This window comes from Rhodopseudomonas parapalustris, from assembly GCF_053772255.1.
On record NZ_JAMKBZ010000003.1, the window covers coordinates 229,352 to 243,764 of the forward strand.

Genomic DNA, 14,413 nt, shown 5'->3' on the forward strand with positions numbered 1-14,413 from the left:
CGGCTCAAAACCCTTGCGGCACGAACGCGCCGGGCGGGATGTGGCCGTCGACATAGGCGTGATGCAGCGCGTCGAGCTGGGCCCACAGCACGTTGGTCTTGAAGATCAGCGCGTTGCACACCGCTTCGCGCTCGGCCGGGGTGGTGGCGTGCTGCTTGACGTAAGCAAGCGCAAAGTCGGCATCGCGCGGCGCCTGCTCCAGGCGGCGCTTGAAGTAGCTCATGATCTCGGGATTGACGAAGTCGTAATGCGCCAGCATCCCGGCGATCCGCTCCTCGTGCAGATTAGGTGCGAACAATTCGGTCAGCGACGAGGCGATCGCCTCCAGCGGCGTGCGGTCGCGGACGAAATGCACATACGCATCCACCGCAAACCGCGTCGCCGGCAGAATGCCCTGGGTCGACTCGACGTAACCGCTGTCGAGACCGAGACCTTCGGTCAGCTTCAGCCAGCGCTCGATGCCGCCTTCGCTGGACAGATCGCCGTCGTGATCTTCGATGCGGTGCCGCCACTCGACGCGGGTGGCGCGGTCGCGAAACCGCGAGATCACCACCGCGTCCTTGATCGGGATCGAGCTCTGATAGTAGTAACGGTTCAGCGCCCAGGCCTGCACCTGCCCCTTGTTGAGCTTGCCGCCGTGCAGCAGGCGGTGAAACGGATGCAGATTGTGATAGCGCGCGGCGCCGATCTGGCGCAGCGCCGCTTCCAACTCGTCGGCATTGGCGAGCGGCGCGGCGCCATTCAGCGAAAACGCAGTCATCGCATTCACAACGTCACCTCCGTGCCGTCGGCCGGGATCTGCCAGCCGGCCGTTTCGAGCTGCCGGCGCTCGGTCGAGTGGGCCAGCAGAGCGGGGTTGGAATTGTTGACGTGAACGAACAGCTTCTCTGCGATGCCGAGCTCCGACAGTGCGGCGATCGCGCCGTCGTCACCCGCCATCGCGATATGTCCCATCGCCTGCCCGGTCTTGGCGCCGAGGCCGGCTGCGATCAGCTCGTCGTCGCGCCACACCGTGCCGTCGAACAGCAGCAGCGGCGCGCCGGCGAGCCGTGCCTTGAGGTCGTCGGTGACGCGGGCGCACGCGGTCAGAATGTGAACGGTCTGGCCGCTTGCCGTCTCTGTGATGGTCAGCCCGAGCGTATCGCCCTCGCCGTCGGCTCCGCCCGGATGGGTCTGGCCTTCGAGATACCACGCGCCCTTGCCCGGCACCGCGAAGGCCTGCACCTCGAGGCCCGACGGCGCCCCGTCGGGCAGGCATAGGGCGAACGTCTGATCGATCGCGATCGGCTGCCGCGCCACCAATGTCTCGTTCAGCACGTTGAAGATGCTGTTGGCCTTCAGGATCGCCAACACCTTGGCATGGGCATAGATCGTGAACGGCGAGCCTTCCCGCATCGACAGCAGGCCGGCAACCGCATCGACCTCGCCATTGGTGAGCACCACGCCGGCGATCGGGCTGTGGCGTAACGCGCCTGGGCGCGGATGCAGTTGCGGAGTGGAGATGATCTGCTGGCGCAAATCCGGCGCAGCGTTGATGAGAAACCAATGCGCGCCATCGGCGCTGACCGCCACCGATGCCTGAGTACGGCGGAGTTCGGGGTCAGCGAAGGCCGCACGACAGACCGGACAACCGCAATTCCATTGCGGCACCCCGCCGCCGGCTGCGGCGCCGAGAACGATCACCCGCAGCATCGATCGCCTTCCGCTGACGTCCCCATCGACGGCACCGCGCGCAACTCAATGCGCAGACCACCGCGACCGACAGAGACTGCCGATCGCGCTGTTCGCCGTCGTCACAACAAGGCTGCGATTCGATTACTTGCGCGCCGCGCAGGCATACATGTTGATTTCCATGCCGACCGCGATCTCGACGATTTCAGGTTTCTTCCAGGCCATGAGGTCCTCCCGATTTGCAGGTCTGTTGCCGCAATGGGGCAACGATAGGTCTGGTTCACAACCCGCGCAAGCAAACAGCGTTGCGCGGTGCAGCGATCACTCCGCGGTGATGCAGCGCCCATCCAGCACCCCCGACATCCGCCTCACCCGAAGCGGCCCAGTGCCAAGCTGCCGACGCACCGACTGACGGCGTTCGGAAGGCCCCTTGCCCAGTGGCATGCCAGAACGTCCCACGAACGCTTCGAGAACGCCAAAACCACCGCCCTGCCGGGCTTGACCGGCTGGCATCTGGTATGCCAGATCAGGGTGTGGTGGCCCGAGCCGCCAGCCGAGGATGCCGATGATCGCGCGTGCCCGCCCGACTGCGAACGAAACGCCTGCCGAGCCGGAGCTCGGCATCATGCGGCTCGCGCCGGAGACCAGCTTCAAGACCAAGGCCTACGAGGCGCTGAAGCAGGCGATCCTCAAGATGGACATCTACACCACGCCCGAGCCGGTGATGCTCGACGAGCGCGCGCTGTCGGACAAGCTCGGCGTCAGCCGCACGCCGATCCGTGAAGCGATCGCGATGCTCGAACAGGAAGGCCTGGTGAAGGCGGTGCCGCGGCGAGGCATCATCGTGGTGCGCCGGACCAAGGCGGAAATCGTCGACATGATCCGCGCCTGGGCGGCGCTGGAGAGCATGGCGGCGCGGCTGATCACCATCGTGGCCCGCAAGCGCGACATCGCCTCGCTCCGCGACGTGTTCAAGGAATTCGGCCCCGACCGGCTGCCGCAGGATCACATCGACGAGTATTCCCGCGCCAACATCGTGTTCCATCAAGCGCTGATTTCGCTCAGCGAGTCGCCGGTGCTGGTCGACATGACCAACGACATCCTGATCCACGTCCGCGGCTATCGCCAGCTCACCATCGGCCGCAAGGAGCGCATCGCCGCCTCCCTGCCCGAGCATCTGGCGATGATCGAGGCGCTGGAGGCACGCGACACCGAGCTCGCGGAAAAGCTGGCGCGCGATCACACGCTGCGGCTGGCCGCTTACGTCGAGACCCACGGCCAGGAGCTGTTCGCCTGACGCACGCCTATCCACGTCATTGCGAGCCGAAGGCGAAGCAATCCAGGACGCAAGCACGGGCCGCTGGATTGCTTCGTCGCTTCGCTCCTCGCAATGACGAACTGAGAGCTAACCTCGACAAGAAACTGAACACCACGGAGTAACCAGATGACCAAGGCGCTCGACGGCGTTCGCGTTCTCGACTTCACCCACGTCCAGTCCGGCCCGACCTGCACGCAACTGCTGGCGTGGTTCGGCGCCGACGTGATCAAGGTGGAGCGCCCCGGCAGCGGCGACATCACCCGAGGTCAGCTGCAGGACATCCCGAAGGTGGACAGCCTGTATTTCACCATGCTGAACCACAACAAGCGGTCGATCACGCTCGACACCAAGAACCCGAAGGGCAAGGAGGTGCTGACCGCGCTGATCCGCACCTGCGACGTGCTGGTGGAGAATTTCGGCCCCGGCGTGCTCGACCGGATGGGCTTCACCTGGGAGAAGATCCAGGAGATCAACCCGCGGATGATCGTCGCCTCAATCAAGGGCTTCGGTCCCGGCCCGTATGAAGACTGCAAGGTCTACGAAAACGTCGCGCAGTGCACCGGCGGCGCCGCCTCCACCACCGGATTTCGCGACGGCCTGCCGCTGGTCACCGGCGCGCAGATCGGCGATAGCGGCACAGGCCTGCACCTCGCGCTCGGCATCGTCACCGCGCTGTATCAGCGCCACCACACCGGCCGCGGCCAGCGTGTCACCGCGGCGATGCAGGACGGCGTGCTGAACCTCTGCCGCGTCAAGCTGCGCGATCAGCAGCGCCTCGCCCACGGTCCGCTGAAAGAATACAGCCAGTTCGGCGAAGGCATCGAATTCGGCGAGGCGGTGCCGCGCGCCGGCAACGATTCCGGCGGCGGCCAGCCGGGGCGTATCCTCAAGTGCAAGGGCTGGGAGCAGGATCCGAACGCCTACATCTACGTCATCACCCAGGCGCCGGTGTGGGAGAAGATCTGCGACGTGATCGGCGAGACCGGCTGGAAGACGCATCCGGACTACGCCACGCCGCCGGCCCGGCTGTCGCGGCTCAACGAGATCTTCGCTCGGATCGAGCAATGGACCATGACCAAGACCAAGTTTGAGGCCATGGAAATCCTCAACGCCGACGACATCCCCTGCGGCCCGATCCTGTCGATGAAGGAGCTCGCCGAGGATCAGTCGCTGCGCGCCACCGGCACCATCGTCGAGATCGATCACCCGGCCCGCGGCAAGTATCTGTCGGTCGGCAATCCGATCAAGCTGTCGGACTCCCCCACCGAGGTGAAGCGCTCGCCGCTGCTCGGTGAACACACCGACGAAATCCTGCGCGACGTCCTCGGCTACAGCGACGCCCACGTCGCCGAGATTCACGACTCCGGCGCAACGACGCCACCGCGCAAACAGGCGGCGGAGTAATCGCTGCATCGCGCTCGCCGCGCCCGACTATCACGGGCGCGGCTGAACTAACTCGCCCGCACGCCCTAACAAGTCCGGTTGTTATTTTCTCTCCTTGCACCTTGTGATTAGTACGATCACAATGGTGACCGCACGGCTCCCGACAGAGGCGCTGGCTCACGGAGGAAACATGACGGACACGGTGCATGGAGTGCCCGCCGCTCAGACGCGGCGCGTGAGTGAAAGCTATCGCTGGACGCAACTCGCCATCGGCGTCGGCGCGATGGTGATGATCGCCAATTATCAGTACGGTTGGACGTTCTTCGTCCCCGACATTCAGAGAACCTTCGGCTGGGACCGCGCCTCGATCCAATGGGCATTCACTCTCTTCGTGTTGTTCGAGACCTGGCTGGTGCCGATCGAGGGCTGGTTCGTCGACAAATACGGTCCGCGCCTCGTGGTGCTGATCGGCGGCATCCTGTGTGCGCTCGGCTGGGCGATCAACGCGCAGGCGACGACGCTGTCGGGCTTCTATCTCGGCATGATCGTCGCCGGCATCGGTGCCGGCGCCGTTTACGGCACCTGTGTCGGCAACGCGCTGAAATGGTTTCCGGACAAGCGCGGCTTGGCGGCCGGATTGACGGCGGCGGGCTTCGGCGCCGGCTCGGCGCTCACCGTGGCGCCGATCCAGGCGATGATCCGCGACTCCGGCTTTCAGACCACGTTCATGTATTTCGGTCTCGGCCAGGGCATCGTGATCGTGTTCCTGTCGCTCCTGCTCCTCGCACCGAGGCCGGGCCAGGTGCCGTCGCCGCAGCGCAACGCCAATGTAATCCAGACGCGACGCGACTACCGGCCGACCGAAGTGCTGCGCCAGCCGGTGTTCTGGCTGATGTACTTCATGTTCGTGATCGTCGGCGCCGGCGGGCTGATGGTCACCGCCAATCTGAAGCCGATCGCCGCCGACTGGAAGATCGCCGACACGCCGGTGACGCTGATGGCGATGACCATGACGGCGGTGACCTTCGCGGCCACCTTCGACCGCATCCTCAACGGTCTGACGCGGCCGTTCTTCGGCTGGGTGTCGGACAAGATCGGCCGCGAGAACACGATGTTCATCGCGTTCGGGCTCGAGGGCATCGGCATCTACGCGCTGTATGCGCACGGGCAGGATCCGGTGTGGTTCGTGCTGCTGTCGGGGCTGGTGTTCTTCGCCTGGGGCGAGATCTACTCGCTGTTCCCGTCGACCTGCACCGATACGTTCGGGTCGAAGTTCGCAGCCACCAATGCGGGCCTGCTGTACACCGCCAAGGGCACCGCGGCGCTGCTGGTGCCGTTCGCCAATTCGCTGCAGCAATCCAGCGGCAGTTGGGATCTGGTGTTCCTGATCGCGGCCGCCGCCAACATTCTGGCGTCGCTCTTGGCACTGCTGGTGCTCAAGCCATGGCGACGCCGCGTCGTCGCCAAAAGCGAAATGGTTTGATCGGCGCGGCGGCGACGTCCGCGCCACAGGCCAATCTGGTATCACCGCGGCGTGGCCGAACGGCCACGCCTGTCTTGTTGTCTGTCTGATGGGAAATCGCATGAAGATCTGTATCTATGGCGCCGGCGCGATCGGCGGTTATCTCGGCGTTCAGCTCGCCCGATCCGGCGCCGCCGACGTCAGCCTGGTGGCGCGCGGCGCGCATCTGCAGGCGATGAAGGAGAACGGGCTCAAGCTGCTGATCGGCGACGAAGAGCGGGTGATCAAGCCCAACGCCACCGACAAGCCGGCCGAACTCGGCGTCCAGGACGTCATCATCATCTGCCTGAAGGCGCACTCGATCACCGGCGCGATCGATTCGATGAAGCCGTTGCTCGGCTCGCACACCCGCATCGTCACCGCGGTGAACGGCGTGCCGTATTGGTACTTCCACAAGCACGGCGGCAACGAATTCGAAGGCCGCACCCTGGAGAGCATCGATCCGGGCGGCCGCCAGTGGAAGGAGCTCGGCCCCGAGCGCGGCATCGGCTGCATCGTCTATCCGGCGACCGAGCTGGAGGCGCCCGGCGTAATTCGCCACGTCTATGGCGACAAATTCCCGATCGGCGAGCCGTCGGGCGAGACCACTTCGGACGTCGAGAACCTGTCGAAAGTATTCGAAGCCTCCGGATTGAAGGCACCGATCCTCGACCGCATCCGTGACGAGATCTGGCTGAAGCTGTGGGGCAACGTCTGCTTCAATCCGATCAGCGCCCTCACCCATGCCACGCTCGACGTGATCGCCTCCGATCCGGCGACCCGCGCGCTGTCGAAGGCGATGATGCTGGAAGCGCAGCAGATCGCCGAGACCTTCGGCGTCAAGTTCCGCGTCGACGTCGAACGCCGCATCGAAGGCGCCCGCAAGGTCGGCGCGCACAAGACCTCGATGCTGCAGGACCTCGAACGCGGCCGCCCGATGGAGATCGATCCGCTGGTCACCGTGGTGCAGGAGATGGGCCGGATGACCAACATCCCCACTCCCGCGATCGACTCCGTCCTCGGCCTCGTCATCCAGCGCGCCAAGGTGGCGGGGCTGTACTAATCACCTGCGCTCCCCACCCCGTCATTCCGGGGCGCTCGCGCCAGCGAGCGAACCCGGAATCCCGAGGTTGTTAGCACGCCTATTCCATCGAGATTCCGGGTTCGCGCATTTCATGCGCGCCCCGGAATGACTCCCGAGTTGAGGAACACTACGCCATGACCAAATGGGTTCGTTTTCGCGCAGGTGGCGCGGTCGGGTTCGGGACCATCGCGCATTCGGATATCACCGTGCATGACGGCGACATGTTCGGCGCTCATCAGCCGACCGGGCAGACGCTGCAGCTCGGCGATGTCGAGCTGCTCAGCCCGTGTACGCCGGGCAAGATCATCGGGCTGTGGAACAACTTTCGGGCGCTCGCCGCCAAGCTCAATCAGTCGATCCCGCCGGAGCCATTGTACTTCCTGAAAGCCACCACCAGCGTCACATCGCACGGCGCCGTGGTGAACCGTCCCGCCTCCTACGACGGCAAGGTGGTGTATGAGGGCGAGCTGGGCATCGTCATCGGCAAGCGTTGCAGCAACATCTCCGAATCCGAGGCGGCATCGCATATCTTCGGCTACACCTGCGTCAACGACATCACCGCCGCCGATATCCTCAATCGCGATCCGAGCTTCCCGCAATGGGCGCGGGCCAAGAGCTTCGACGGCTTCGGCCCATTCGGCCCGGCGATCGCCACCGGGCTCGATCCGCAGGCGCTGTCGATCCGCACCATTCTGAACGGCGCCGAGCGACAGAACTACCCGGTCGCCGACATGATCTTCGCGCCACATCAGCTCGTCAGCCTGCTATCGCACGACATGACGCTGGAGCCCGGCGATCTGATTTGCTGCGGCACCTCGGTCGGCGTCGGCGTGATGAAGGAGCCGGTCAACGCCGTCACCATCGCGATCGAAGGCATCGGCGAACTGCACAACGAATTCCGCCAGGCGGCGAAAGCCTGACGCTCTCTCGCCACACACACGTCATTCCGGGGCGCGCGCAGCGCGAACCCGGAATCCCGAAGTTGTTTTCACCACGTCGAGATTTCGGGTTCGCTCGCTGACGTGAGCGCCCCGGAATGACGCTGGAAATGCGGACCACTCCCCTCCCCACGCATTGGACATTTCGCCGTCGCTTCGGCAATCTCCCGGCCGCCAGCAACAGCAACAGGCGCGTCAGGCGCCGAGAAGTCCAAGGGGGACCCAGATGATCAAGACCCGTTTCACCGAAGCCTTCGGCATCGAACATCCGATCGTGCAAGGCGGCATGCAATGGGTCGGCCGCGCCGAGCTCGTCGCTGCGGTCGCCAATGCCGGCGCGCTCGGCATGATCACCGCGCTGACGCAGCCGACGCCGGAAGACCTCGCCAAGGAAATCGCGCGCTGCCGCGAGATGACCGACAAGCCGTTCGGCGTCAATCTCACCATCCTGCCGGCGATCAAGCCGCCGCCTTATGCCGAGTATCGCCGCGTCATCATCGAGAGCGGCGTCAAGATCGTCGAGACCGCCGGCAACAAGCCGCAGGAGCACGTCGAGGAGTTCAAGAAGCACGGCGTCAAGGTGCTGCACAAATGCACCAGCGTCCGCCACGCGCTGTCGGCGGAGCGGATGGGCGTCGACGGTATCTCGATCGACGGCTTCGAATGCGCCGGCCATCCCGGTGAGGACGACACGCCCGGCCTGGTGCTGATCCCGGCCGCCGCCGACAAGATCAAGATTCCGATGATCGCCTCGGGCGGCTTCGCCGATGCGCGCGGTCTGGTCGCCGCGCTCGCGCTCGGCGCCGACGGCATCAACATGGGCACCCGCTTCATGTGCACCAAGGAGAGCCCGATCCATCAGACGGTGAAGGAGAAGATCGTCGCCAACGACGAACGCTCCACCGACCTGATCTTCCGCACCCTGCGCAACACCTCGCGGGTCGCCAAGAATGCGATCAGCCAGCAGGTGATCGAGCTGGAGAAACAGGGCGCGACATTCGAGCAGGTCAAGGAATTGGTCGCCGGCTCGCGCGGCAAGATGGTCTACGTCACCGGGGATACCGACGAAGGCGTATGGTCGGCGGGCATGGTGCAGGGCCTGATCCATGATATTCCAAGCTGCGGCGAGCTGGTGTCGCGGATCGTCCGCGAGGCCGAGGCGATCATCCGCAGCCGACTCGAGGCGATGGTTTCGGGCGGCGCACGCGAGGCCGCAGAGTAAGACGCGCGCCGGGTCGGCGCTGCGAAAACAGGACGAGCTTGCGATGAAAGCCTATGTCTACGGTGCCGGTGGCGCCGCCATCACCGAAGTCGACAAGCCGGCTCCGAAAGGTCCGCAAGTCCTGATCCGGGTCCGCGCCTGCGGGCTCAACCGCGCCGACCTCGGCATGACCAAGGGCCACGCCCACGGCGCTGCCGGGGGCGTCGGCGCCGTGCTCGGCATGGAGTTCGCCGGCGAAATCGAAGCGGTCGGCGACGAGGCCTATGGCTGCAAGGTCGGCGACCGGGTGATGGGGTCCGGCACCGGCGCGTTCGGCGAGTACACCCTCGCCGATCACGGCCGGCTCTTGTCGATCCCGGACAATATGAGCTTCGAGGACGCCGCGACCCTGCCGGTCGCGCTCACCACGATGCACAACGCGGTCGTGGCGATCGGCAAGCTGCGCTCCGGACAATCGGTGTTGGTGCAAGGCGCCAGCTCAGGGGTCGGGTTGATGGCGATGCAGATCGCCAAGCTGAAGGGCGCCCGCACAGTAATCGGCTCGTCGACCGACAAGGGCCGGCGCGACAGGCTGCATCAGTTCGGCGCCGACCTTGCGATCGACTCCTCCGGCGACGGATGGGTCGATCAGGTGCTCGCCACCACCGGCGGTGCCGGTGTCGACCTCGTGATCGACCAGATCTCCGGCAAAGTCGCCAACCAGAACCTCGCGGCAACCCGTGTGCTCGGCCGCATCGTCAATGTCGGCCGGCTCGGCGGCACCCATGCCGAGTTCAACTTCGATCTGCACGCGGCCCGGCGGATCGACTATGTCGGCGTCACCTTCCGCACCCGCAGCATCGAGGAGATCCGCGAGATCTTCCGCCAAGTCCGCGGCGACATCTGGCCGGCAATCGAATCGCGCAGCCTGAAGCTGCCGATCGACAAGGTGTTTCGGTTCGCGGAGATCGGCGCGGCGTTCGCGCACATGGAAGCCAATCGCCATTTCGGCAAGATCGTGGTGACGATCTGAGCCGGTTTCGCACCGGCCACAGCCATCTTAATTGAAACTAATTCGCAGCTTGCGCGAGCGGACCCGTTACCCACCAGCGGAACGGGTCCGGCGCCTTTCCGGCGTCGCACGAGACTGCTAAATCCCGCGCTATGAACGACGTCGCCAGCACCAAATCGCGAGTGGCCGCGATCTCCGTTGTCGCGAGTGCCACCATGGCCGCGGCAAAATTCGCCATCGGCATCGCCATCGGCTCGTTGGCGCTGATCTCCGAGGCGCTGCACAGCTCGATCGATCTGGTCGCCACCATCATCACCTGGTTCGTGGTGCGGATCTCGGACCGGCCGGCCGACGATGCGCATCACTACGGTCACGGCAAGATCGAGAGTCTGTCGGCGCTCGGCGTGATCGCCCTGCTCTATGTTCTGGCCGGAGGCATCCTGGTCGAAGCCTACAGCCGGCTGCGCGAAGGCTCGACGCCGCCGACCTTCTCATATCTCGCCTTCGCAATCCTCGGCGTCGACATCGTCGTCAATCTGTGGCGCGCCTGGGCGCTGCACCGGACCGCGGTCGCCACCAAGAGCCAGGCGTTGGCCGCCGACGCGTTGCATTTTGGCTCCGACGTGCTCAGCTCGTTCGCGGTGATCGCCGGCCTGAGCTTGTCGGCTTTCGGCTTCGCCTGGGGCGACGCCGCCGCCGCGATCGGTGTCGCGGCGATCGTCTCGATCCTCGGTCTGCGGCTCGGCCGCTCAACCATCCAGACTCTGCTCGACCGCGCGCCGGACGGCGTGTCGGAGAAGGCGCGCGACGTCATCACGGCTGTTCCGGGCGTCGTCGGCATCGAGCGGCTGCGCACCCGCATGGTCGGCCCGACGCATTTCATCGACGCTCTGGTCGAAGTGCCCCGCACCTATCCGATCGACCGCATCGACGAGATCAATCGCAAGGCCCAGGAATCGCTCACCGCCGAGTTCGGTGATGCGGACCTCACCTTCACGGCAATTCCGGTGGCCCGCGACAATGAAAGCGTGCGCGAGCGCATCATGGTGATCGCACGCAACTCCGGCCTCGCCGTGCATCACGTCACGGTGCACGATCTCGGCCACAAGCTGATCGTCAGCATCGATCTCGAGGTCGACGGCGAGATGCCGCTGGTCGACGCTCACGACATCGCGCACCGGCTCGAGGATCACATCCGCGAGGATTTCGGCACCGACGTCGAGGTCGACACTCACATCGAGCCGCTGGAGCCCGAGCTGCCGCAAGGCTCCGACGCAGCGCCGTCGCGCGTCGCAGAGATCCGCACGGCACTGAACAATCTCACCCGCAACGGCGCGATCCACGACGTCCACAGCGTCCGCGTTCGCGACACCGAGGCCGGCGAGATCGTCAACTTCCATTGCTACGCCGATCCGTCGATGAGCGTCATCGCCGTGCACGATCAGGTCGACGAGATCGAACGTCGCCTGCGCGCCGAATTCCCGAGCGTGAAGCGCGTGATCAGTCACGCTGAACCGCCGAACGCCGATTGAGCGCTGCGAGCCGCAGCCGTTCTCGTTTCGGACTCGACTCACGAAAAAATGTCGGCGCGATTCACCTTTGGATAAGGATTTTTCAGATCCCCGGAATCGTTGACTCTCGACAGCCCGCTAAAAGTCGATTCAAATCCTAACTGTGATTCGAACGGCGCTCGCTGCTCGAACGGGGCAGACGGATACTTGGTGGGGGCCACGTATGGCGCGCGTGCAGGCGGCGGACGCGTGCGGTCAATCCGATTCGATCAAAGGATTGGCGCAATCGATCGCCAAACCCGCGTATCATCGCCTGCTGAATGCAGAGCCGATTTTGCGGCGAGCAGTCCCTCTGCTGATCATCGCGTTTCTCGTCACCATTTTCTTCGGCGCCGCCGTTCAGATCATCGAACAGGGCAAGCAGAAGCGCGGTGCTCTGAACCGCGATCTCAGTGCGCTCGCCGATCTGCTGGCCGAACGGCTCGAACACATCGGCGTCGTCAGGCTGGACCGGCCCGCCTCGATCGAGCGTTTGCAGAATCTATTGCCCGGCCTGATTCCGTCGTGGGGCATCGCGGCCGGACGGCACGTCATCGTAACCAGCGCCGATCAGCGAATTCTCGCGCGGCTGCCGGTGGGCAGCCCAAGCGGAGTCGACAACCGGTTTCTCGAAGTGCTGGGCGCCGCGTCGCTGACCAAGTCGGGGCAGCAGACCGGTGTTAGCGAGATCATGCTTCCCGGCGGCACCTCGGCGCTGGCGACGATGCATGTGGTGAAGTCGCTCCCCGGTCAGGTCGTGATCATTCAGGAGGACACCGGCTCGGTGTTCCGGTCCGACACCGCGCTGCAGGTGACGCTGTCGGCGACCACCGGCTTCGTGGTGCTGATTCTCGGCTTCGCGTTCCATTGGCAATCGACCCGCGCCCGCGAAGGCGACCTGATCAACGACGCGGTGCGCAGCCGGATCGACACCGCGCTCAACCGCGGTCGCTGCGGCCTGTGGGACTGGGATCTCAGCCGCGGCCGAATCTTCTGGTCGCAATCGATGTTCACGCTGCTCGGGCTCGAGAGCCGCAACGACCTGTTGACCTTCGGCGAGGTCAACGCCCTGGTCGAGGGCGACGACATCGACCTGTTCGCGATCGCCGACGAGCTGATGGACGGCCGCGTCGATCACATCGACCACAGCTTCCGGATGCGGCACGCGCAAGGCCACTGGATCTGGCTTCGGATGCGCTGCGAGCTGAGCCAGGAAGCCGACTCCTCCGACAAGCATCTGATCGGCATCGCCGTCGACATCACCGAACAGAAGAGTCTCGCCGAGCGCTCGGTCGAAGCCGATCTGCGGCTGCGCGACGCGATCGAGACCATCCCCGAAGCGTTCGTGCTGTGGGATTCCGAGAACCGCCTGGTGCTGTGCAATTCGCACTTCCAGCGGCTGCACAAGCTGCCGGATTCGGCGGTCGAGCCCGGCACCTCCTACGAGACCATCCTCGAAGTCGGCCGGATGCCGCAGCTTCGCACGAGGCTGTGCGACAATGGCGGCGTCGCGCCCGGCGCCCGCACCTTCGAAGCACAGCTCGACGACGGCAACTGGCTGCACATCAGCGAACGCCGCACCAAGGACGGCGGCTACGTCGCGGTCGGCACCGACATCACCAGGATCAAGGCTCACGAACAGAAGCTGGTCGACAACGATCTGCGGCTGCGCGCCACGGTCGCCGATCTGAAACTGAGCCAGGCGCAACTCGAGAAGAAGACCAAGGAGCTGGTCGACCTCGCGCACAAATACTCGCTGGAGAAAACCCGCGCCGAGGAAGCCAATCAGACCAAGTCGAAATTCCTGGCCAATATGAGCCACGAGCTGCGCACGCCGCTCAACGCCATCATCGGCTTCTCGGAGATCATGGGCAGCGGCATGTTCGGCACGCTCGGCTCTGAGAAGTATCAGGAATACTGCCACGACATCATGACCAGCGGTCACTATCTGCTGGAGGTGATCAACGACATCCTCGACATGTCGAAGATCGAGGCCGGACGGATGCGGCTGGAGATGGAGCCGCTCGACCTCTCCAAGACGATCGGCGAGTCGCTGAAGGTGGTGGCCGGCCGGGCCGAGCACAAACACCTCAATCTGCGCGCCGAGATCGGCGATCAGATCCCGATCGTCGCCGACCGCCGCGCCATCAAGCAGATCCTGATCAATCTGCTGTCGAACGCGGTGAAGTTCACCCCCGACGCCGGCCGCGTCACAGTGCGCAGCCGCGTCGCCGGCGAACGGATCGTATTGATGATCGCCGACACCGGCATCGGCATTCCGCCGCAGTCCCTGCGCCGCCTCGGCCAGCCGTTCGAACAGGTCGAGAGCCAGCTCACCAAGACCTACCACGGCTCCGGCCTCGGCCTCGCCATCGCCAAGTCGCTGGTCAATCTGCACGGCGGCGCGATGCGGCTGCGCTCGACGCTCGGCGAAGGCACCGTCGTAATGGTCAGCCTGCCGCGCGCCTGCCGCCAGCGCCAGCTCGCCGCCTGATCTCTTCTCGCTTGGTCTCTGCCACTGCGCAGCAGCGCGAACGTTTGCTTCCGTTTCACACGAGATTCCGGGTTCGCGCTGCGCGCGCCCCGGAATGACTCGCGGTGGGTCTGAGCTATCAACCAGGTCGTCGTTCCGGGGCGCGAGCGACAGCTCGCGAACCCGGAACCTCGCGGGATTGAGCAACAGAGCCGCTCCACCACGCCATGCTGTTCGCATAGCGCGAGTCTTGCCCGCGCCGGACAGACGCGCAAAAAACAC

12 protein-coding genes are annotated in these 14,413 nt (G+C 65.0%); 9 read left to right on the forward strand and 3 right to left on the reverse strand.

What is annotated here, in order from left to right; translation table 11 throughout:
- Positions 1-4: 4 nt before the first annotated feature.
- The 3 genes from pqqC to pqqA all read right to left on the reverse strand — a co-directional run bounded on the left by pqqC (position 5) and on the right by pqqA (position 1,896).
- The gene (gene pqqC / locus M9H71_RS04560; protein ID WP_455403898.1) at positions 5-769 is read right to left on the reverse strand and encodes a pyrroloquinoline-quinone synthase PqqC; all 765 of its coding nucleotides are present in this window, start codon (positions 767-769) and stop codon (positions 5-7) included.
- Positions 766-1,692: a pyrroloquinoline quinone biosynthesis protein PqqB gene (gene pqqB, locus M9H71_RS04565; RefSeq protein ID WP_455403899.1), complete on the reverse strand. Its 927-nt coding sequence runs from the start codon at positions 1,690-1,692 to the stop codon at positions 766-768. Before pqqB ends, pqqC begins: the two co-directional genes overlap by 4 nt.
- A 123-nt stretch (positions 1,693-1,815) precedes the next feature.
- Positions 1,816-1,896, reverse strand: a complete 81-nt coding sequence (gene pqqA, locus M9H71_RS04570) for a pyrroloquinoline quinone precursor peptide PqqA (protein WP_013503240.1) — start codon at positions 1,894-1,896, stop codon at positions 1,816-1,818.
- 340 nt (positions 1,897-2,236) lie between these two features.
- On the opposite strand from pqqA, the gene M9H71_RS04575 reads away from it, so the two are divergent.
- From M9H71_RS04575 to M9H71_RS04615, 9 genes are all read left to right on the forward strand, one after another.
- Positions 2,237-2,968 (forward strand): GntR family transcriptional regulator, encoded by a 732-nt coding sequence (locus M9H71_RS04575; protein WP_455403900.1) that lies wholly within the window; start codon positions 2,237-2,239, stop codon positions 2,966-2,968.
- A 147-nt stretch (positions 2,969-3,115) separates the two neighbouring features.
- Positions 3,116-4,393: a formyl-CoA transferase gene (frc, locus tag M9H71_RS04580; protein WP_455403901.1), complete on the forward strand. Its 1,278-nt coding sequence runs from the start codon at positions 3,116-3,118 to the stop codon at positions 4,391-4,393.
- A 169-nt stretch (positions 4,394-4,562) separates the two neighbouring features.
- A complete protein-coding gene (gene oxlT / locus M9H71_RS04585; protein ID WP_455403902.1) occupies positions 4,563-5,855 on the forward strand; it encodes an oxalate/formate MFS antiporter in 1,293 nt (430 codons plus the stop codon).
- A gap of 100 nt (positions 5,856-5,955) precedes the next feature.
- Positions 5,956-6,936, forward strand: coding sequence for a 2-dehydropantoate 2-reductase (locus M9H71_RS04590; RefSeq protein ID WP_455403903.1), 981 nt, complete (start codon positions 5,956-5,958; stop codon positions 6,934-6,936).
- A gap of 155 nt (positions 6,937-7,091) precedes the next feature.
- Positions 7,092-7,877 (forward strand): fumarylacetoacetate hydrolase family protein, encoded by a 786-nt coding sequence (locus tag M9H71_RS04595; RefSeq protein ID WP_455403904.1) that lies wholly within the window; start codon positions 7,092-7,094, stop codon positions 7,875-7,877.
- 244 nt (positions 7,878-8,121) lie between these two features.
- Positions 8,122-9,117, forward strand: a complete 996-nt coding sequence (locus M9H71_RS04600) for an NAD(P)H-dependent flavin oxidoreductase (protein WP_455403905.1) — start codon at positions 8,122-8,124, stop codon at positions 9,115-9,117.
- Between the two features lie 43 nt (positions 9,118-9,160).
- Positions 9,161-10,129, forward strand: a complete 969-nt coding sequence (locus M9H71_RS04605) for a quinone oxidoreductase family protein (protein ID WP_455403906.1) — start codon at positions 9,161-9,163, stop codon at positions 10,127-10,129.
- Positions 10,130-10,260: 131 nt separating this feature from the next.
- Entirely contained in the window at positions 10,261-11,640 is a 1,380-nt protein-coding gene (locus tag M9H71_RS04610) for a cation diffusion facilitator family transporter (protein ID WP_455403907.1), read from the forward strand.
- 202 nt (positions 11,641-11,842) lie between these two features.
- Entirely contained in the window at positions 11,843-14,152 is a 2,310-nt protein-coding gene (locus M9H71_RS04615) for a PAS domain-containing sensor histidine kinase (RefSeq protein WP_455403908.1), read from the forward strand.
- Positions 14,153-14,413: the final 261 nt, after the last annotated feature.